This window comes from Sphingobium sp. OAS761, assembly GCF_024168485.1.
In the GTDB taxonomy this organism is placed as follows: Bacteria; Pseudomonadota; Alphaproteobacteria; order Sphingomonadales; family Sphingomonadaceae; genus Sphingobium.
Genome location: NZ_JALJVY010000022.1, coordinates 1 through 20,440 on the forward strand (window position 1 = coordinate 1; position 20,440 = coordinate 20,440).

Below are 20,440 nucleotides of genomic sequence, written 5' to 3' on the forward strand. Positions count from 1 at the left end.
GATCGAGGCCGCAATGGAAGCTGATCGGGCGCATCGGGATAATCTGGAAGAACGGCACCGCATGGTGGAGCTGGACTTGCAGCAAGCCCGATACGCGGTTGTCCGCTCCGGGCGTCGCCAGTCAATGCCTTCAAGCAGCATGGAAAGCTGCGCCGAGGTCAGGCCGACCTTGCCCGTCTTCGTCACCGGCCAGACAAACCGGCCACGGTCCATCCGCTTGGAAAACAGGCATAGGCCCTGGCCATCATACCAGAGCAGCTTCACCAGATCGCCACGCTTGCCCCGGAAGGCAAATAGCGCACCAGAATGTGGGCTGTGTTCCAGCACCTGCTGGGCCAGCACTGCCAAACCGTCAAAACCCTTGCGCATGTCGGTCGCGCCGCAGGCCAGATAGATCCGGGTGGAAGGTGGCAGTGGGATCATCGCGTGAGAACGGCAACGACCCGTGCCAGGGCCTCGGCATCGACACCGGCGTCCACGGTCAGCTTCACACCCGAGGGCAGTTCGAGCCCGATAGGACTGCCTGGCGCCGGTAACGCCGGAACCAGGGCTGAGAGCTCGACCTCCGCGAAAGTAGGCAATGCTGCTGGTCTGGCACCGCCAAGCTCACCCGACATCGCCTGCCGCCGCCAGGTGTAGATCGACCCGCTGCCGATCGCGTGCCGCTTGCAGGCGTCACCCACCGAACCCTCCGGGCCGAAGGCATCGCGCAGGATCGTCAGCTTTTGCTCTACTGTCCAGCGGCGCCGACCCGCAACGACCTCAATCCGAGTGCTCATACGACCGCTCGTATGAGCACTCATATGACTGCTCGCTGGTCCACCTTCGATCTCGTTATCCATCGCCGCTCCCTATCCGAGTGGCAATCAGCCCTTCATCCTGCAACCGCGCAAGGCGGCCTCGGCGCCACGGTTACCCGGATAGAGCGTTCGACGGTGTTGCTGTCGAGGTCGATACGGCCATCGTCGAGGAAGCGTGACAGCCCATCCCAGCGGGTGAGCGCGTAGCGGATCGCTTCGCCAAGCTTGCTTTTGGCGCTGACCTGGCGATTGCGGGCTTCGAGATACTGGCGAAGATCGTCGACGATGATGCGGCTGCGGTCGTGGCGAACAGCCCGGCGTTGCTCCGCCGAAAATCCTCGCACCTCATCCTCGATGGCATAGAGCAAGGCGACGCGACGCAGCACTTCGGTAGAGACCGACGATGTATCGGTCAGTTCGTAGAACTTGCGGCGCACGTGCGCCCAGCAGAAAGCGAGGCCGAACTGGTTGCGCCGCCGGGCGAGCGCGGCATAGCCGCCATAGCCATCGACCTGCAGGATGCCGGCAAAATCGCCGAGATGCGCTTCGGCTCGCTCGCCCTTGCGGTCGGCGGCGTAGACATAGGCGACCATCGGCGGATCGCCGCCGCCCCAAGGGCGATCGTCGCGGGCATAGGCCCATAGCTGGCCGGTCTTGGTCCGCCCGCGGCCCGGATCGAGCACCGGCGCGGTGGTCTCATCCGCAAACAGCCGTTCTGATCGTCGCAATCGCTCGAGGATGTGGTCGCGCAAGGGACGCAGGTACCATGCTGCCCGCCCGACCCAGTCTGCCAGGGTGGATCGATCAAGCTGGATGCCTTGCCGGGCGTAGATCTGCGCCTGGCGGTACAGCGGTAAATGATCGGCATACTTGGCGACCAGCACCTGCGCGATCAGTGCTTCGGTGGGAATGCCGCCCTCGACGATCCGTGCCGGTGCCGGGACCTGCACAATGGCGCTCTCGCACGAGCGGCAGCCGTAGCGCGGGCGGCGGGTGACGAGGACGCGGAAGGTGATGGGCACGACGTCGAGGCGTTCGGCCACGTCTTCGCCGATCTGGCGGAGCGCCCCGCCACAGCAGGGGCAGGCCTTGTCTTCCACATCGACAACCTGCTCGATCCGCTCGAGATGGGCTGGGAGCGAACCGCGATTAGTCTTGCGCGGTCGCTCGGCCGGGGCACGGCTCGCCTTGGCGCAGGCATGCTCCGCCTCGGCCAGAGCCGTCTCGACTTCCTCCAGGGCGAGCTCGAACTGATCCGGGTCGAGCTGCTCCGAACGACGTCCGAAACAGTGGCGTTGCAAGGCGTCGATGATCGCCTTCAGGCGTTCGACTTCAGTCTGGAAAACCTTGAGTACATCCAGCTCGCGGGCCTGTTCGAGGACCAGCGCACGCAGCGCTTCGACATCGTTGGGAAGGTCCGCTTCCATGAGCATGAAAGGCAGTGAATGAGTAGGCGCCGGCCTCGTCAACCGGCAATCTGCGGGGCCATGGGGCGGCGTCCACCATGCACCCGCCGCCAGTCCAGGCCCTCCAGAAGCGCGCCGAGTTGCGCCGAGGTCAGGCGCATCACTCCGTCCTGAATACCCGGCCACTTGAAGCCGCCGGACTCGAGCTTCTTGGCCATCAGACACAGGCCGGTCCCGTCCCACCAAACCAGCTTGATCCGGTCCGCGCGCTTGGCGCGGAAGACGTAGATCACGCCCGAGTAGGGATCGCCGCCGTACTCGGTGCCAACGAGCGCCGCCAGCGCGTCTGGCCCCTTGCGGAAATCCACCGGGCGCGTCGCGACCATCACGCGCGCGCCAGCGCCCATAGAACCGCCGGGTCCGATCATCGTGTTGCCCTGAGGGCTTCGATCACTGCGGAAATCACGCCAGCATCGGCATCGCGGCCGATCTTCACCGCCACCCCGTCGATCTCCAGTTCGACGGCTGCAGTTGCGGTGCGACGTCGACGGCGGGGACGCCGCGTGGGAGCAGAATCTGGCACCGCGCTGGGTTCGATTACGGCGGGCACGAACGCGACCGCTTCCGGCTCTGCCAAAGGCAGGACCACACCTTCGGCCTCAAGCCGCTTCCGCAAATCCCGCCGCCAGGCGTAAACCTGCGAAGGATCGAGCCCATGCCGGCGAGCAACGGCACTGACACCCTCCCGGCCCGAATAGCACTCCGCGACAATCGAGGCCTTCACTTCGGGCGGCCAATCCCGCCGCTTGCCCGCGCCCGTAAACACCTCGAACCGCTGCGCGCCCTTGCTCGCAGGATCATCACCCGAGATTATCATAGTAGCAGCGCACTCCCGCCCAATCAGGGCGCGGAAACTCGGCGCTACGCGTCAACCGCGCAAGGTGGGTACGGAACAGCGCTTACCGGAAATCGAGCATGGCGCTCATTTTGCGGACAGCCGTACTAACAACAGCGGCAAAGAAAATCGGCCTCGCCGTCCTCGTCTAAAATATCCGGCGCCCCTGCTTCGGACGGATCAACGCCACCCGAGTTCGCGATCCCCCGCGCGCCGATCCCATCAACGATGTCAGGGGCGGCACCAAATCCGCCCTGTCACGCCCCGACGCCGCACACCTTGGCGCTGTCAGACCCCGGCACAAAAAACACCTGCGATGCTCAGATTATCAGCCGCCTAGCGCTGAACTCGGTTCCTCGATCCGTCCGTGCTCCTTGCGGATCACAATCTTGTTGATCTTGCCGCTCGGCAGTTTTGGCAGATCGTTCACGAACACGACGCTTTTCGGGCACTTGTAACCGGCGATCAATGTCCGGCAATGAGCGATGATGTCGGCTGCGGTTGCGCTCGCCCCCTCCCGCAGCTCCACGACCGCGCGGACTGCCTCTCCCCACTTGTCGTCGGGAACGCCGATCACCGCAGCATTGGCCACCGCATCATGCTGGTAAAGGGCTTCTTCCACTTCGCGTGAGTAGATATTCTCACCGCCCGAGACAATCATGTCCTTCTTGCGATCCACGAGATAGACATAGCCGTCATCGTCGAACTTGCCCATGTCTCCGGTCCGAAGCCATCCATCGCGTAACGTTTCAATCGTGGCGTTGGAGTTATTCCAATAGCCGTGCATCATGATTGGGCCACGCAGCAGTATCTCGCCAGGCTCGTCCACGCCACAGTCCCTGTCGTTATCGTCCACGATACGAACTTGCACACCGGGAAACGGGATGCCGATGGACTGGAGCCGCCGACGGTCACGATCGTCGCCGTCAGGAAGATGTGCCTCGATCGGGAGCACGATGCCCGAGCCTTCGGTCTGTCCATACAACTGCAGGAAAACAGGCCCCAACTTGGCGAGGCCGCGACGCAGCAGCGCGGTCGGCATGGCCGCGGCGGAATAGACGATCATCCGCAGACTGCTGAGATCATAGTCATCGACCCTCGGATGATCGAGCAACATCTGGATCATGGTGGGCGCCATATGGGTGATCGTGATGCGCTCGTCCTGAATGGTTTTCAGGATCAGTTCCGGATCGAAATCACGATGAAGATAGATTGCGCCCGCACGCCAACTCTGGGCGAGCGACATGTCCTTGGCGCCCACATGGAACATCGGCATCATCAACAGGATGCGATCGGAGGGACCGGCGGCCATCAGCGAGCTGATGCAGCTGGCAGTACCCACCTTGGCGCGATGGCTGATCATCACACCCTTTGGTCGGCCGGTGGTGCCGCTCGTGTAGATGATCGAGCAGATGTCGGTTTGATCGACGACGGCGGAAAATCTCTCGTCGCCCATTCTGAAGACCTCACCATAGCTCATGGCCCATGCGGGCGCTTTGCCGACGCAGACAAAATGTTCGACGGAAGTCAGCGAACCGCGGATGTTGTCGACAAGGTCCGCGAATTCTTCTTCAAAGACGAAGATATGCGGCAGACTGTCGTTGATGATGTAGGCAACTTCAGGGGCCACGAAACGGAAGCTCACCGTCGCGGTGATGAACCCGCCGACTTCGCTCGCCGCGTACACTTCGCACATTTCCCGGCAGTTCCGGCTCATGACCGCCACGCGCTGCTGCTTGGCGAGACCGAGCCTGGTCCAAGCGGAGGCGAGCCGCTTTCCTCGTGCAAGATATTCCGCATGTGAAAGGGTCGTGCCCTCGAACACTAGCGCAGGCGCATCGGCATAGTTTCGGGCGTTCGCCTCGAGAACATCCGCCAAGGTGAAACCGGAACCGTTGCTCAATGATACTCTCCAGGATTGTGCGAGCCTATTCGCGCGGCTGGACAGGCACATCTGCGCACGCGACGCCACGACTGTGACTATGCCAAGCCCAGTAGGGTAGCTGATCGTTGAAGGCTGCCAATAAATCTATCGGCCGTCAATTAGAAAAGCTCCCGAGGAGCGAACCTTGACTCGAAGCTGCGAGGAGAATATCGGACGCTTGGTAGAAAGAATCCCGTGCCTTGGAGAAGCTTCGTCATGAAACCCTATGTCCTCAGCTGCGACTCCCACGTCGTTGAGCCACGCACGCTCTGGGCCGACAATCTGCCCGCCAGCATGCGTGATAAAGGGCTGGCCACGCGCAAGGACGAGAAGAATTTCTTCGTCGAGGGCAACGGCAAGACGCTCCTCAAGATGCAAGTCGCTGATGGCGTCTCCGGCAACGAGAAGCTCGGTCGATTTGAAATCGACCTACGTATCAAGGACATGATACGTGATGGGGTGGATGCGGAAGTCGTCTATCCGACCGTGGGGCTGATGACATCGCGCCTGGGCGACCGCGATCTGGAGATTGCCTCCTGCGTTGTATACAACGACTGGGTGCTGGATCATTTCAAATCGCATCGTGACATCTTCGTGCCAGCGGCAATTTTGCCGATGTGCTCGATCGAAGATGCGGCGACCGAACTCAAACGCTGTGTCGATGCTGGCTTCGCGACCGCGATGATCCCAGGCCGCCTTCCCGGTGCGGTACCTTCGTACAACTCAGAACAGTGGGACGTGTTGTGGAATGTCGCAGCTGATGCGAGGATCCCTCTCATTCTCCACGCTGGCACCGGCGGCGAGACAACAATGGAGCGCGGCAATGGCGCAGCGCTGATCAACTACATGCTGTCTGGCCGTGGCCCCATAGACGCGGTCGCGTATCTCGTTTCGAGCGGCGCCCTCGACCGTTTCCCCAATCTCACCGTCGCCACCATGGAATGCGGATCGTCCTATCTCAACTATCTGGCCGAAGTTCTCGACGAAATCTATCCTGCACATCTTCACTATGTGCGGCCAAAGTTGAGCCGAAAGCCCAGCGAGATCATCGCTCAGCAGGTCAAGGCCGCTTTCTCGCACGACCGTTCGGCGGTTGAGAACCGGAAGGTGCTCGGCCACGAGACGCTGATGTTCGCAACGGATTATCCTCATCTGGAAGGCTCTTTCCCGCATTCCCGCGCTGTAATCGCGGAGAATTTCCGTGACATTGACATCACCGACTCCGAAAAGGCCGACATTCTCGGCTTAACGGCGGCTAAAATATTCAAAATCGCCAACCCCAAGGTTCTTACCGAGGCTTGAGAGTCATCATACAGCGTGCACTAGTGATCACTCCATCGGCACGAATACACGGGTGGCTGTAAATAAGGAGAGGTAGATGAACGTAGCGGCCAAGCCGATCACCGGATCAGCAACCGACGAACGTGTAATGATGTATGGCTGCATTCGTACATCGCATGCCGTGACAAGCTACCCGATAAGTTTCCGCGACGTACATGCGGACGCTTTGTTCGGCATGAAAATGTTCCAGAAAATGGGCGTGGAGGCCGGTTCAATGGTGCTGTTCACCTCCGGTTCTTCTGAATATGCACAATTTTGGCCCTATGAAATTTCCGTCGCCAACCTGGAAGGGTGCGTCGCAATTGCGGAAAACTTCATTTTCGACGCCGGCCGTGCCGAGATGTTCATGCGACGACTCTCCATCAAGGTGGCGTTCGGTATCACCGACGCCATTCTCGACGGAATGGCGGCAATGAATCTGGATGTCGCCAAGGCCTTCCAGCCGGCAGGGTCGATCTGCGCGCGCGACGGAGCGGCCGACCGGCTCAAGGAGCTGGGCTTCGCGCCGTGGCGCATGGTCAGTTTCGGCCCTGCCTTCGGTTTCGTGTCGCCGGATGGCGAGACGTTCCATGATCAGGACCAGTGGCTACTCGAAGCGGTTGGCGGCGAGTTGCTGATCACTTCTCGTCACGCGCGCGCCTTACCCGTGGTGCGCCTGCCGACGGGGATTGCAGGATCGGTCGACCCAAGCGGGCGCTTTTCGCTGGCTTAACGACGGGCCAACTCAATCGCACTCATCGTTGCCATAGTGCGCTTCCGTGTTCCGCCTTGGTCGAAAATCGCCGACGCGGTGCTGCAAATGAGCGAATACCCTGGAGTATCTATGTTTGACGTCATCCGACACTTGTCATTTTACAGCATTCTGGAGGAGCACGTCCGCTCCTACCCTGGTAAGATCGCGCACGCGTGCAGCGGGCAGACCAGGACCTATGAGCAACTGCTGGAGCGCGTAGATCGCTTGATCAACGCGCTCGAGGACAACGGCGTGCAGGCAGGGGATCGGATACTCTGGCTGGGTCAGAACTCCGACCGGATCCTGGAACTGCTCATCGCGGCCTCACAGCTCGACGCGATGCTCTGCCCGGCCAACTGGCGACAGAGCAAAGCCGAAATCGCCGAACTGATCGACGATCTCGAGCCAAAGGTCGTGTTCTGGCAGGAAGAGGAGGTCGGCGGGGACATTCGTGCGGGTCGCGAACTGGCCAAGTTCACCGGTGGGCTCTGGTTGCAGCATGATGGCGATGGCGATGACTCCTACGATAGCTTTCTGGACTCGGGTCGTCCGGACCGCAACGATCATCGCGAAGTCGACACGACCGCCGGGACGCTCATCATCTACACGGCGGCGTTTGACGGCCGCCCCAACGGTGCCGTTCTAAACCAGCAGACGATTCTGCTGCAAAATCTGGTGCTCGCCCCAACCCAGCGGATCTCCAACGAAACGGTGTTTCTCGCTGTCGGTCCCCTTTTCCATCTCGGGACGCTGATGCAGTGCCTGACGGTGTATCACGTGGGTGGCACCAATGTTTTCGTGCGACGGAGTGACGCCAGGTCGATCGCAAAGGCGATCCACGACCACAAGTGCACGCGAACGTGGCTCGTCAGCAAGACCATGGACGAGATCATCCAGCTGAACCATGACCGACACTACGATCTCAGCAGCCTGCGGTCCGTTCCCTACAACGAGGAATGGAACCGCATGGTCACCGTCGAACCGGTCGAAACCCATGTCCCCGGCTACGGTCAGACCGAAGTGATGGGTCTAGGAGTTTTACCACAATATGGACGTCACGCCATCGGCATATTTGGTCGCCCATCGCCCCTGTGTCATATGCGGATCGTCGACGAGGAAGACCGCGACGTAGAATCCGGACAGGTCGGCGAAATCGTGTTCCGCGGACCCACGGTGATGAACGGATACTGGCGGCGGCCGGAGCTCAACGCCCACCGGCACCGCAACGGATGGCATCATACAAACGATCTCGGGCGCCGCGAGGCGGACGGCAGCCTGACCTTCATCGGGCCTAAGGTGCAGATGATAAAGTCGGGCGTGGAAAACATCTATCCCGCCGAAGTGGAAGCCTGCATCCGCCGTCACCCTGCCGTTGCCGATTGCGGCATTATTGGCGTGCCCCATCCACAATGGATCCAGACGGTAAAGGCGATCGTCGTGCTAAAGCCCGAAAGCCAGGCGTCCGCGCAGGACATCATCGAGCATTGCCGTCAGCATATCGCATCCTACAAGAAACCATCTTTGGTCGAATTCCGGGAGGATATGCCCCGCACAGCCACAGGCGGAATCGATTACAAACTGCTGGATGAGCTGTACGGCGGCGGAAATTATCCCGGCGGCAATACCCGCACCTCGTGACAGAGAGCCGAACAAATCCCGACTGTCGCGGAACGCGCACGAGACATCGCAACTGCCCTGTCTCCTCTGGCTCCCTCGATCTGTCCTAGAGTCTGCCCTCCACGGTGCCGGGTCGAGGTACGGCCAAGTTATCGCTCAGGGCCATGTCAGGCCGCCATGCGATCTGCTGCCGAATTGAAGCGGTCGAGCCATGTCCGCAGCGGTTCGCGCTCGGCCAGCGGCACCAGGGCCGCGGCATCCTGAAACGCGATACGTGGATAGCGTGCGCGATGGTCCAGTAATGGTCATCACCGCGACAAAGATCGTCCGCGTTGCGATTTCTACAGTGAGCATGGAGCCATCGGGCAGAACAAGCCACGGTTCGGCAAGACTAGACGTTGCACCACGTCCGCATCAGCGGGTTCATACTCATCGTTCTACCGATTACGGGAGTTCCACCGCCAGCGCGGTCGCTTCGCCGCCGCCGATGCACAGGCTTGCGACGCCGCGCTGCAGCCCGCGTGCTTGAAGCGCCGCCAGTAACGTCGCCAGGACACGCGCGCCTGAAGCACCGATCGGATGGCCGATCCCAGTGGCGCCGCCGTTTACATTGAGCTTCTCTGCCGGAATATTCAGCTCCTGCGCGGCAATCATCGCAACGACCGCGAACGCCTCGTTCACCTCGAACAGGTCGACGTCATCGACCGTCCATCCTGCCCGTTCCAGCGCTTTGCGCATCGCAGGCACCGGGGCTGTCGCGAACCTGGCGGGCTGATGGGCATGGGCCGCCGTCGCCACGATAGTCGCGATGATAGGCAAGCCTTGCGCTTCGGCAACGCTGCGACGGGTCATTACCAGTGCCGCCGCGCCATCCGAGATCGAAGAGGCGTTGGCGGCTGTGATTGTGCCGTCCTTGACGAAGGCAGGCTTCAGCGAGGAAATTTTCTCCGGCTTGGCCTTGCCCGGTTGCTCGTCAGTGTCAACGACCGTATCGCCACTTCGACCCGTCACGATGACTGGCACGATTTCTCGCTCGAAGGCGCCGCTGGCGATCGCTTCGTTTGCGCGGCTCAGCGAGCGGATCGCATAGTCGTCTTGGGCAGCGCGCGTGAATTGATATTCGCGGACCGCATCTTCGGCGAACATGCCCATTGCCTTGCCCGGCTCGTAGGCATCCTCCAGCCCGTCCATCATCATCGTGTCGATGATCCGGTCGTGGCCGATGCGCGCCCCGCTCCGATGTTTCGGCAGGGCATAAGGCGCATTGGTCATGCTCTCCATGCCGCCCGCTGCGACGACGTCGACAGAACCGGCAGCCAGCGCATCATAGGCCATGATTGCCGCCTGCATGCCCGATCCGCACATCTTGTTGACGGTGGTGGCCTCAACGGAGTTCGGCAGGCCGGCACCCAGCGCCGCCTGACGAGCAGGTGCCTGGCCCAGGCCGGCGGCAAGGACGCAGCCCATGTAGACGCGCTCGATCATCTCGGGCGCCACACCCGACCGCTCCACAGCGCCCTTGAGCGCAACGGATCCGAGCTGAGTCGCGGTCACGCCCGCGAAAACGCCCTGAAAGCCGCCCATCGGCGTGCGGGCGTAGCCGACAATAACGACTGGATCTTCAGCTCTCGTCCTCGACGTACTCATCTGGGTCACCGCTCCTTCTCAATGGCCCGGGCAATCACCATACGCTGGATGTCAGACGTGCCTTCGTAAATCTGACAGACCCGTACGTCCCGGTAGATCTTTGCGAGGCCGAATTCCTCAAGATAGCCATAGCCGCCGAGGGTCTGGATGGCACCGGAGACGATCGCTTCGGCTGCTTCCGAGGCAAACAGCTTGGCCATCGAGGCTTCCTTGAGGCACGGCAGACCTGCATCTTTGGCCGCAGCGGCGTGCAGAACCATCAGCCGCGCCGCCTCGAGTTGCGTCGCGAGATCGGCGAGCCGGAACCCGACCGCCTGATGTTCGATGATGGGCTTGCCCATGGAATTGCGCTCACGCGCGTAGGCAACAGCGATGTCGAGCGCGGCCTGCGCCATGCCGACGCTCTGCGCGGCAATGCCGATGCGGCCCGCTTCAAGGTTGGAGAGTGCGATGGAATAGCCCCGCCCCTCCGACCCCAGCAGTGCGTCATCCCGCACGAAACAGTCCTCGAACCGGATCGCGCAGGTGTCGGAGGCGGCCTGCCCCAGCTTGTGCTCCACCTTGTCCACGATGTAGCCGGGGGTGTCGGTAGGCACGAGAAAGGCCGAAATGCCCTTTTTGCCCGCGGAGGGATCGGTAACGGCTATCACCATTGCAACGCCGGCGATGCGGCCCGAGGTGATGAACTGCTTCGATCCGTTCAACACCCAGCCCCCGTCGGTACGCACCGCACGGGTGCGGATGGCAGACGCATCGGAGCCGGCGTCAGTTTCGGTGAGCGCGAAGGCGCCGATCATGCGGCCGGAAATTAGCTCGGGGAGGTAGCGCTCCTTCTGCGCCACGCTGCCATCCTTTAAAAGGCCGGAGACCATGATGCTGTTCTGGATCGACACGATCGTGGACAGTGGACCGTCCGCCGCCGCGATTTCGATCAGCGCCAGAGCATAGGAGACATAATCGGCGCCCGCGCCGCCCGCCGCCTCCGGCGCAGTCATGCCGAGCAGACCGAGAGCGGCGATCTCCTGGAACAGGCCGTCGGGATATCCCTTGGCCGCTTCGAAGTCAGCACTGCGCGGACGGATTACATCCTGCGCGAAATTGCGTACCGCGTCGCGGATCGAAGCTTGAGTCTCAGTAAGGATCATCAAGCGCACTCCCAACAGTCAGCAGCCAACGAAGCGACCAGATCACCGCCACAGGTCATGTCACAATGTCGCCAGGCGTCTGGCGACGATCTCACGCGCTTCGGTCACAATCCGCTGTATAAGCTCGGCGACGGTGGGCACGTCGTGGATCAGGCCCTGGACCTGCCCTGCCCAGACCAGGCCTGCTTCGATATCGCCCGTCTCCAAGGCAACCCGGCCGCGCGCGCCTGATACCAACGGCTGAATGTCCTTGAACTCCGCATCCGGTCGGGACGAGATACTGATGACCTCGCTCGAAATGCCGCTTTTGGCAACGCGACCCGTATTGTTGAAGCGACGGAAGATCAGGTTCGTCGCGCGTTCGTCATTGGCCACGATGAAATTCTTGATGTTCTGGTGGATCGGCGCCTCGACCGTTGCGCAGAAGCGCGTGCCCATGTTGATGCCGTCTGCGCCCAAGGCGAGCGCGGCGACAAGGCCCCGCCCGTCGCCGAAGCCGCCGGACGCGATCATCGGCACCTTCACCTTATCGGCAGCCGCAGGAATAAGGATCAGCCCCGGAATATCGTCCTCGCCCGGATGTCCCGCACATTCGAAGCCGTCGATTGAGATCGCGTCGACCCCAATGCGCTCGGCTGAGAGTGCGTGGCGTACCGCGGTGCATTTGTGGATGACCTTCACGCCGTGCGCCTTGAAATCCTCAACGTGCTCCTGTGGCTTGTGGCCCGCCGTTTCAACGATGGTGACACCGCTATCGATGATCGCGCGGCGATACTCGGAGTAGGGCGGCGGGTTCACCGAGGGCAGAATGGTCAGGTTCACACCGAAAGGCTTGTCGGTCATGCTTCGGCAGCGATCAATTTCGCGGCGCAGGTCGTCCGGCGTCGGTTGAGTCAAAGCAGTCAGGATCCCCAGCCCGCCAGCATTCGAGACAGCAGCGGCTAGTTCGGCACGGCCAACCCACATCATCCCGCCCTGCACGATGGGATAGTCAATACCGACCAGATCGGTGAAACGCGTGCGAATGGTCATGCAACGATCCTCATCATCCTGTGTACCTAACAGCTAGTGACCCGAATCTGAAGTTCGCTACATTGATCCGATAGGGCTGAGCGAACTTCAGATTCAAAGGGTCACTAGCAAATATTTGATTCTAGTGTGGTTTATGGATTTGAAATACGCTCCGCGCTTGCCAGCAATATGTGGCGTATTTCAAATCCACCACACTAGTTTCTTGGCAAAGGCCGCCATATCTTACGACACTTTCGGGTTCGGCGCGATGAGCTCGCCAAGACGGTCGAGCCGCGCGAGCGCCACTGCGCCAGGCGCCTCGATGCGAAGGGCTTGGTATGGTGCCATCTGCCGCCCTTCAGAGCCTCTCGATGATCGTCACATTGGCCATGCCGCCGCCTTCGCACATGGTCTGCAAGCCATAGCGGTCGCCACGCGCCTTCAAGGCATGGACAAGGGTCGCCATGAGCTTTGTTCCCGATGCGCCGAGCGGATGACCGAGCGCGATGGCGCCACCGTTGACATTGAGCTTCGCCGGATCCGCGCCCAGCGCCTTCAGCCAAGCCATCGGGATGGACGCGAATGCTTCGTTGACCTCGAACAGGTCGATCTCCTCAAGCTTCATGCCCGCTCGCGCGAGCGCCTTGCGCGTGGCAGGGATCGGCTCTTCCAGCATGATGACGGGATCTCCGGCCGTGACGGTCAGGTTGACGATCCGCGCCAGCGGGGTGAGGTTGAAGCGCTTCAGTGCTGCCTCGCTGACGATCATCGCGCCCGACGCTCCGTCGGTCATCTGGCTGGCGTTGGCGGCGGTAATTGTGCCGCCTTCCCCCAAGGTTTTCACCTCGGACATCGCCTCTTTCGTGCCGCCACGTCGCACGCCGTCATCTGTGTCAAATACACCATTGGGTGTCATGACAGGCACGATCTCATTACGAAATGCGCCATTGTCGATCGCCGCAGCGGCCTTGGCATGACTGGCCAGCGCGAATTCGTCCATCGCTTCCCGCGTGAGGCCATATTTGTCCGCGATTGCCTGCGCACCATGGAATTGGCTGAACTCAGCCACGTCATACCGCTTCTGGATCGCCGGTGACCAGGGGCCGGTGCCGACTCCCGCCTGACGATGGAGTTGCCAATTGGAATTCATAGGTACGCGGGTCATGCTCTCCGCGCCGGCGGCTATAACGATATCCTGCGTGCCCGACATTACCGCCTGCGCCGCGAAGTGCAGCGCCTGCTGCGATGATCCGCACTGCCGATCTATCGTCACCGCCGGAACGCTGTCGGGCAGCGAAGAAGCGAGGACGAGATTGCGCCCAAAGGCGAAAGCCTGCTCGCCGCCCTGCGTGACGCAACCGACAATGACATCATCCACCGCCGCCGGGTCGATGCCGGTGCGCGCGACCAACGCATCGAGCACGGTCGCGCCCAAGTCAGCGGGGTGCACACCGATCAGCCCGCCCTTCCGGGCGCGCCCGCCAGCGGTACGCAGCGCCTCGACGATATAGGCGTCAGCCACGATTCATGCTCCTCGAAAGACCGGGGGGCGCTTGGCGAAAAAGGCGGCGAGCCCCTCCCGCGCCTCCAGATCGGCAGCGACCGCCATCGACCGCAGTTCGCGATCCAGTTGTGTTTCAAGGCCGCTTTCGTAGCTTTCCTTGAGCAGCGCCCGCGCCGCGCCGAGTGCGGCCACGGGCGCATTGGCGAGCGCGGTCGCGGCGGCATTGCTCTCATCGATCAACGCATCATCATCGACGGTGCGCGTGACCAGCCCGATCGCCTCGGCATCCTCCGCCTTGATGCGCCGATTGGTCAGGATGATCTCTTGCGCCTTGCGCAGCCCGACCAGACGCGGCAGCAGCCAGCTGAGGCCGCCATCGGCGGTCAGACCGATCGCGCCATACGCAGCGGTATAATGGGCCGACCGCGAGGACAGCACGACGTCCCCCAGCATTGCCAGGCTGAAACCCGCACCCGCCGCAGGACCGTTCACCAACACGAGCAGCGGCTTGGGCATCCGCGCCAGCCTGCTCACCGCCGCATGAAAAACCGCCATCAGTTCGGTCAGCATCAAGGGCAGCTTGTCACCCGCTTCCCGCATCGCGACGACATCGCCGCCGGCGCAGAACAGACGCCCCTGCCCGTTCAGCACCACACAGCGGATTGCGGCGTCCGTTTCGCAGGCGATAGCCGCCGAAAGCAGGGCGCGAGCGAGCGGCAGATCGATTGCGTTGCCCACATCGGGCCTCGCCAGCGTGATCCGCGCGATGCCGTCCGAAACGGCGAAGTCGATACCGTCCTGCATTAGATCAACGCGGTGCCATGCGGATCGCACCGTCCAGGCGGATCACCTCTCCATTGAGCATGGGATTGAGGATGATAGACTGGACCAGCTGCGCATATTCCGCAGGCTTACCCAGGCGGCTGGGATGCGGCACCTGCGCGCCGAGCGCATCCTGCACATTCTGCGGGAATGCTTCCAGCATGGGCGTCAGGAAGATGCCGGGCGCGACCGTCATCACCCTGATCTTGTGCTGCGCCAGGTCACGCGCGATCGGCAGGGTCATGCCGACCACGCCGCCCTTGGAAGCGGAATAGGCGGCCTGCCCGATCTGGCCGTCGAATGCCGCGACGCTGGCAGTGTTGACGATCACGCCGCGCTCACCCTCAATCTCCTCAGCCGCAGCCAGCAGCGCCGAAAATTTGGAAATCACATTGAAGGTCCCGACCAGGTTCACCGCAATGGTCTTGGCGAAGGTATCGAGGGGATGCGGCGCATTCTCCTTGCCGACCGTCTTCACCGCAGGCGCAATGCCGGCGCAATTAACTAGAATTCGGGCGACTCCATGAACCTTCTGCGCTGCGGCGAGGCCGGCAGCGACGCTCGCATCGTCCGCGACGTTCACGCTAACGAACTGCCCGGCAATCTCGGCCGCCTTTGCTTGGCCGGCATCTTCGTTAAGATCGAAAATCGCTACTTTCGCTCCCGCATCGGCAAGCATAGTCGCTGCCGCGCCGCCTAAGCCCGACGCGCCGCCCGTGACCACCGCCGCCATCCCTTCGATCTGCATCGCCCACCTTTCTGACAGTCGCCACCCGATCTCAAAGAGCGCCGGCGACTCGCCTTGCCTACTCTCCGGAATAAGGTTACTCGTCAGTAAGTGAGTGACGAAGGCCTTTCATGTCAAGCCGATCATCTTCAATTTTCATCGGGGATCACATGGGTGAAAAAGGAGCCAAGCCCTTCGCGTGGGAACGCCCGACCGAACAGGCGCGGGACGAAAAGCGGGCGGCTCTCCTCCGGGCTGCGGTGAAGCTGTTCAACGAACGCGGTTTCCACGCCACCTCCCTCGATGATGTCGCCGCTTCAGTGGGCGTGACCAAGCCAGTGATCTACCACTATCTCGGCAACAAGGACCGGGTCCTGTTCGAATGCGTGCGGATCGGCCTAGCGGAGTTGCAGGACGCCGCCGCGCAGGCACGGGCGCTTCCGGGCGATGGCCTGATGAGGCTGGAAGCATTTCTACGTCGCTATGCTGAAATCGTCATGACAGAGTTTGGCCGTTGCGTCATTCGCACCGGGGACGAGGCGCTGGCCCCCGGCAACCGGGCGGAGTTCCGTACGCTCAAGCGGGAGGTTGACAGGTTCCTCCGCGACATGGTCGAGCAGGCCGCACTCGACGGGTCTGCGACCGTCCCCGATGTCAAGGTCAGCGCACTTATGATCGCCGGGGCGCTCAACTGGTCGGCACGCTGGTATCAGGCAGACGGAGCACTGACGCCTCCCGAGATGGCGAGCGCACTCGTAACGGCCATCCTCGCCGGGATCGGCGCCGACCCGCCGGTTCGTGACGCTCCATCCGCTGCGTGACGGCGACAATGTGCGAATGTGGAGTTCGAGCATCGTTATCCCGCCGCCGTTCGAAGTCGACCGCCTATCCGCTGCTCTAAACCCCGACTTTTCCGACTTGCGAGTGATTCCAGTGTGCGACTGATGCCCACCCGTGACGGTGACGGCAACTTGCCCGCCATCTCGGCGGGGGTCGTGTTGCCCCTGTGGGACTGGCCTTCTGCCGGTTTGGTGGACACCACGATAAGGTGTTTATCAGACTGGAGTACGTGAATGGAGCGAAGGAAGTTTAGCCACGAGTTCAAGATCGAAGCGGCGAAGATGATCAGCGAGCGCGGCTTTAGCGTGGCGCAGGCGTCAAGAGGCCTGGATGTGCATCAAACGGTGCTGCGTAAATGGGGGAAGGACTTTGCGGCGTCTTTTTCGTTACGGAAGCGGCATAATTACCCTTGTCGATGGCGGCATTCCCACCGAAGCGCTGATCGCGCAAGGCCTGGTTGCCACGTACGCCGATCACTTGCCCCTCTGCCGGCAGGCACAGATTGCCCGCCGAACAGCGCCGTGTCGCTCGAACCGAGCGCAGCCGCGTCATCGTCGACGATCTGCGCCAGTATCTCGAGGCCCGTAATCGCCCGGTCAGTGCCAAGAGCAAGCTCGGCGAGGCGAACCGCTACGCGCTCACCCGCTGGAACGGCCTCACGCGCTTGCTCGATGACGGCCGCGTCGATCTCGACCGTCGAGCGCAGCGTCAGGCCCTTGGCCCTCAATCGCAAGAACGCCCTGTTCGCGGGCTCCGATAACGCAGTCTGGTAGATGGTCCTGTTACGGCACTCGTCCCGCTGACGGGCATCGAAGTCTAAGATAAGCCGGTTCGTTGAACTTTCCCGGTGTGTTTTTCTGTCGTAAGCGGGGTCTGACGGCCGCCTTGCGTAGCCCGGGTCCGACGGGTTGATTGCCGCTCTTTGAGCGGGGTGGCCGGTGTCGGACGAGATCATAGATTCAGCGAGCGGTGGAGCGACTACTCATATGAGTGGTCGTATGAGTAGTCGGATCGAGGTCGTTAGTCGGGTATCGGGTCGGCGGCGCTGGACAGTGGACCAGAAGCTAGCCGTGCTTCGGGATGCGTTTGGCCCGGAGGGCTGCGTACGCACGGCCTGCGAGCGGCATGAAGTGGGCAGCGGTTCTATCTACACATGGCGGCGACAGGCGATGTCCGGCGAGTTGCCCGGTGTTCGCAAGCTCCCTGCGCCGGCATTTGCCGAGGTCCAGATCAGCGAGCCCCTTGCCTTGCCAGCCCCAACGGTTGCGGCGCGCAGCGACAGCTCGATCGGGATTGAGCTGCCATCGGGCGTCCGGGTGACGGTGGACGCCACGGTCGACGCCGATGCGTTGTTGCGGGTGATCGGCGTGCTGACGCGATGATTCCGCTGCCGCCATCGACGCGGATATTCCTGGCCTGCGGCGCGACAGACATGCGCAAGGGTTTTGACGGCCTTGCCGTGATGACGCAGCAGGTTCTGGAGCAGAGCCCGCATTCCGGTGCGCTATTCGCCTTTCGGGGCAAGCGAGGCGATCTGGTGAAGCTGCTCTGGTATGACGGCCAGGGCATGTGCCTGTTTTCCAAGCGGATGGACCGTGGCCGGTTCGTCTGGCCATCGACCAAGACGGGGTCGGTGGTCATGACAGCGGCACAGCTTTCCATGCTATTGGAAGGCATCGACTGGCGGCGGCCGGAGCGCACTTTTACTCCGTCATTAGCGGGATAAAACGCCCATTTTCCGGCGCTTTTTCTGGCATCGAGGCCGCCCTTCTGCTATCGGATCTCGGTGTCGGACAAAGGCCTTTCCACTCCTGACAAAGACGCTCGGATCGCCGAGCTCGAAGCCGCATTGGCGGCCGCCCACGCCGATATTTCCGCCCGCGACATCCTGATCGACACTCTGCGTGTGCAGATTGCGCGCCTCAAGCGGATGCAGTTCGGCAAGTCGTCCGAGAAGCTCGATACCGAGATCGCCCAGCTTGAACTGGCGCTCGAAGAACTCGAAGGCGAGGCCATCGCCGCCGCCGCGCGTCGGGCTGATCCGGCAGATGGGGATCGGCCATCGCCGGTTCGCGTGCTGCCTGCCCATCTGCCACGCGAAGAACAGCGGATCGAGCCCGAGCAGGGCAACTGCACTTGCCCTGACTGCGGCGGCGCGCTGCGGCCGCTGGGACAGGACAGCGACGAGGTGCTCGATGCCGTGCCGGTGCAGTGGCGGGTCGTGCGGACCATTCGTCCCAAGTATAGCTGCCGGTCCTGCGAGAAGATCGTGCAGGCGCCTGCACCGGTAAAGGCGATAGCCCGGGGCAAAGCGACCTTCGGCACGCTGGCCCACGTCGTCGTCTCCAAGTTCGATCATCATCTGCCGCTTTACCGCCAGGCCGAGATCATGGCTGCGCAGGGCATCGAGATCAACCGCTCGACGCTGGCAGGCTGGGTCGGCCAGGCCTCCGTGCTGCTCGACCCGATCATCAGCCGCATCCGGGAGGTCGGGCTGACCGCGTCGAAGATCCATGCCGACGACACGCCGGTCCCCTTCCTCGATCCAGGACGCGGCAAGACGGCAACCGGCAGGCTCTGGGCGTATGCCGTCGACGATCGGGGTTCAGGCGCCACGACCCCGCCGCTGGTCTGGTATGAGTTCACCACCGATCGCACCGGCACGCATCCCCAGCGCCAGCTGGCCAGCTTCACCGGCTACCTCCAGGCTGACGGCTACGCCGGATACGACAAGCTCTACGACACGAACCGCGTCACCGAGGTCGCCTGCTGGGCGCATTTCCGGCGCAAGATATTCGACATCCACGCCACCAAGCCCACGCCGCTCACCACCGATCTGCTGGAACGTATCGGTCAGCTCTATGAGATCGAGGCAGAGGTTCGAGGCCATCAGCCCGATATCCGACGACGAAGCAGGCAGGATCGCACCCAGCCATTGATCGACGAGCTGCGCCAAGCGCTCGATGATGCCCTGCGTCGCCTCTCGCCCAAATCCGAGATGGCCAAGGCAATCGCCTATGGTCGCAAACGCAGGGTCGCCCTGACGCGGTTCCTCGACGACGGGCGCTTGGAGATCGATAACAACATCGCTGAGCGCGCTATGCGCTGCGTGGCAACGACCGATTCATACTACACCTCCTCTTCAAATGTCCGGAAACAGGGACTTTTGGTTTTCCATTTTGATGCGACACGGGCCTCTGTGACGCGGGAACTGGGTCACTTCGTCCTTTTCCAGGTCCGTGGCTCGGATTTGGTGCGGCGCATCGGGTACAACTTGCTCGGTAGGGAGCACGCCCTCCTTGATCAGTCGACGGACCCGATGGGCAGTAACCCCAAGCTTTTTGGCGGCTTCGGTCAGCGTGAGCCACTCTCCATTCTTTTCGGCGGATCGGTAGCCGTGGATTTTGTGGACAGTGCGCAGCGAGCCGACACGGCGCGCTGTCCAGGTCTTGCCTTGTCCGGTTTGCATTCCCATCCGGTTGAGAGTGGCGGCAATGTCTGCATCGGACCACCGGGTGGCCATGGATCGAATGATGGCAAGGGCGGCTTCGGGCGTACTCTGGCCATGTTCGCCGGCCTTGGGTTTGCGAATGCGCAGCTGGGAGTGCTGGCCACCTTTCCAGTGGATCGTCAAAATGACTTCACGTTGCTCTTCATCGACATCAGCAATGATATCGGTCACGAGCGTGCGGAGGAGCTGCTGACGACAACGCATGTCGACGTTAGGCGCGCGCCAAGCGGTCTCCAGGTCGGTGGCAATGCCAGCAAAATCGGGCGCCGGCGCGGCCAGATCGATTTGTCGCGCTTGGGCCAAACCCGCTTCACAGGCTTCCACACGCCTGAGCGCTGCTTCCCAGCTATTCTCGAGTTGGGCAGCGATCAGTCGGTTATCAGGGTCGCAGGCAGCATAGCGACGTTCAGCGAGAGATGCCTCGTATCGGGCTTGCTGCAAGTCCAGCTCCACCATGCGGTGCCGTTCTTCCAGATTATCCCGATGCGCCCGATCAGCTTCCATTGCGGCCTCGATC

The 20,440-nt window shown here is 62.1% G+C and carries 16 protein-coding genes and 5 pseudogenes; 9 read left to right on the forward strand and 12 right to left on the reverse strand.

Annotation, left to right across the window (positions count from 1 at the left end):
- Window positions 1-99 precede the first annotated feature (99 nt).
- The 6 genes and pseudogenes from tnpB (J3E64_RS20095) to J3E64_RS20120 form a co-directional block, all read right to left on the reverse strand.
- A pseudogene (gene tnpB, locus J3E64_RS20095) lies at window positions 100-423 on the reverse strand (IS66 family insertion sequence element accessory protein TnpB); the annotation flags it as partial.
- Entirely contained in the window at window positions 420-779 is a 360-nt protein-coding gene (locus J3E64_RS20100) for a transposase (protein ID WP_253345005.1), read from the reverse strand. The pseudogene tnpB (J3E64_RS20095) and the gene J3E64_RS20100, both read right to left, overlap by 4 nt.
- Window positions 780-874: 95 nt before the next feature.
- Entirely contained in the window at window positions 875-2,233 is a 1,359-nt protein-coding gene (locus tag J3E64_RS20105; RefSeq protein WP_367398656.1) for an IS66 family transposase, read from the reverse strand.
- 32 nt (window positions 2,234-2,265) lie between these two features.
- The gene (gene tnpB / locus J3E64_RS20110; protein ID WP_253345007.1) at window positions 2,266-2,634 is read right to left on the reverse strand and encodes an IS66 family insertion sequence element accessory protein TnpB; all 369 of its coding nucleotides are present in this window, start codon (window positions 2,632-2,634) and stop codon (window positions 2,266-2,268) included.
- Between the two features lie 173 nt (window positions 2,635-2,807).
- A pseudogene (locus tag J3E64_RS20115) lies at window positions 2,808-3,083 on the reverse strand (transposase); the annotation flags it as partial.
- A 346-nt stretch (window positions 3,084-3,429) separates the two neighbouring features.
- On the reverse strand, window positions 3,430-5,004 hold the full coding sequence (locus J3E64_RS20120; RefSeq protein ID WP_253345008.1) for a long-chain-fatty-acid--CoA ligase: 1,575 nt from the start codon (window positions 5,002-5,004) through the stop codon (window positions 3,430-3,432).
- Window positions 5,005-5,241: 237 nt separating this feature from the next.
- On the opposite strand from J3E64_RS20120, the gene J3E64_RS20125 reads away from it, so the two are divergent.
- The 3 genes from J3E64_RS20125 to J3E64_RS20135 all read left to right on the forward strand — a co-directional run bounded on the left by J3E64_RS20125 (window position 5,242) and on the right by J3E64_RS20135 (window position 8,737).
- Window positions 5,242-6,327, forward strand: a complete 1,086-nt coding sequence (locus tag J3E64_RS20125) for an amidohydrolase family protein (protein WP_253345009.1) — start codon at window positions 5,242-5,244, stop codon at window positions 6,325-6,327.
- Between the two features lie 76 nt (window positions 6,328-6,403).
- Complete coding sequence (locus J3E64_RS20130) at window positions 6,404-7,078, forward strand: hypothetical protein (protein WP_253345010.1); 675 nt, start codon at window positions 6,404-6,406, stop codon at window positions 7,076-7,078.
- A gap of 111 nt (window positions 7,079-7,189) precedes the next feature.
- Window positions 7,190-8,737 (forward strand): AMP-binding protein, encoded by a 1,548-nt coding sequence (locus J3E64_RS20135; protein WP_253345011.1) that lies wholly within the window; start codon window positions 7,190-7,192, stop codon window positions 8,735-8,737.
- Between the two features lie 423 nt (window positions 8,738-9,160).
- Here the strand turns inward: J3E64_RS20135 and J3E64_RS20140 are convergent, their stop codons facing one another.
- The 6 genes from J3E64_RS20140 to J3E64_RS20165 form a co-directional block, all read right to left on the reverse strand.
- Entirely contained in the window at window positions 9,161-10,363 is a 1,203-nt protein-coding gene (locus J3E64_RS20140) for an acetyl-CoA C-acyltransferase (RefSeq protein ID WP_253345012.1), read from the reverse strand.
- Between the two features lie 5 nt (window positions 10,364-10,368).
- Window positions 10,369-11,508 (reverse strand): acyl-CoA dehydrogenase family protein, encoded by a 1,140-nt coding sequence (locus J3E64_RS20145; RefSeq protein WP_253345025.1) that lies wholly within the window; start codon window positions 11,506-11,508, stop codon window positions 10,369-10,371.
- Window positions 11,509-11,568: 60 nt separating this feature from the next.
- Window positions 11,569-12,540 (reverse strand): nitronate monooxygenase family protein, encoded by a 972-nt coding sequence (locus tag J3E64_RS20150; RefSeq protein ID WP_253345015.1) that lies wholly within the window; start codon window positions 12,538-12,540, stop codon window positions 11,569-11,571.
- Between the two features lie 337 nt (window positions 12,541-12,877).
- Complete coding sequence (locus J3E64_RS20155; RefSeq protein ID WP_253345017.1) at window positions 12,878-14,041, reverse strand: acetyl-CoA C-acetyltransferase; 1,164 nt, start codon at window positions 14,039-14,041, stop codon at window positions 12,878-12,880.
- Between the two features lie 3 nt (window positions 14,042-14,044).
- Entirely contained in the window at window positions 14,045-14,827 is a 783-nt protein-coding gene (locus J3E64_RS20160; protein ID WP_253345019.1) for an enoyl-CoA hydratase/isomerase family protein, read from the reverse strand.
- A gap of 4 nt (window positions 14,828-14,831) precedes the next feature.
- A complete protein-coding gene (locus J3E64_RS20165) occupies window positions 14,832-15,593 on the reverse strand; it encodes an SDR family NAD(P)-dependent oxidoreductase (RefSeq protein ID WP_253345021.1) in 762 nt (253 codons plus the stop codon).
- Window positions 15,594-15,742: 149 nt separating this feature from the next.
- On the opposite strand from J3E64_RS20165, the gene J3E64_RS20170 reads away from it, so the two are divergent.
- The 6 genes and pseudogenes from J3E64_RS20170 to J3E64_RS20195 form a co-directional block, all read left to right on the forward strand.
- A complete protein-coding gene (locus J3E64_RS20170) occupies window positions 15,743-16,393 on the forward strand; it encodes a TetR/AcrR family transcriptional regulator (protein WP_253345023.1) in 651 nt (216 codons plus the stop codon).
- Between the two features lie 252 nt (window positions 16,394-16,645).
- Window positions 16,646-16,789 (forward strand): annotated as a pseudogene (locus J3E64_RS20175) (transposase); the annotation flags it as partial.
- 134 nt (window positions 16,790-16,923) lie between these two features.
- Window positions 16,924-17,170, forward strand: a pseudogene (locus tag J3E64_RS20180) (transposase); the annotation flags it as partial.
- Between the two features lie 240 nt (window positions 17,171-17,410).
- Window positions 17,411-17,794, forward strand: a complete 384-nt coding sequence (locus tag J3E64_RS20185; RefSeq protein WP_253345024.1) for a transposase — start codon at window positions 17,411-17,413, stop codon at window positions 17,792-17,794.
- Complete coding sequence (tnpB, locus tag J3E64_RS20190; RefSeq protein ID WP_006957496.1) at window positions 17,791-18,138, forward strand: IS66 family insertion sequence element accessory protein TnpB; 348 nt, start codon at window positions 17,791-17,793, stop codon at window positions 18,136-18,138. Before J3E64_RS20185 ends, tnpB (J3E64_RS20190) begins: the two co-directional genes overlap by 4 nt.
- A gap of 102 nt (window positions 18,139-18,240) precedes the next feature.
- Window positions 18,241-19,527, forward strand: a pseudogene (locus J3E64_RS20195) (IS66 family transposase); the annotation flags it as partial.
- Window positions 19,528-20,440: the final 913 nt, after the last annotated feature.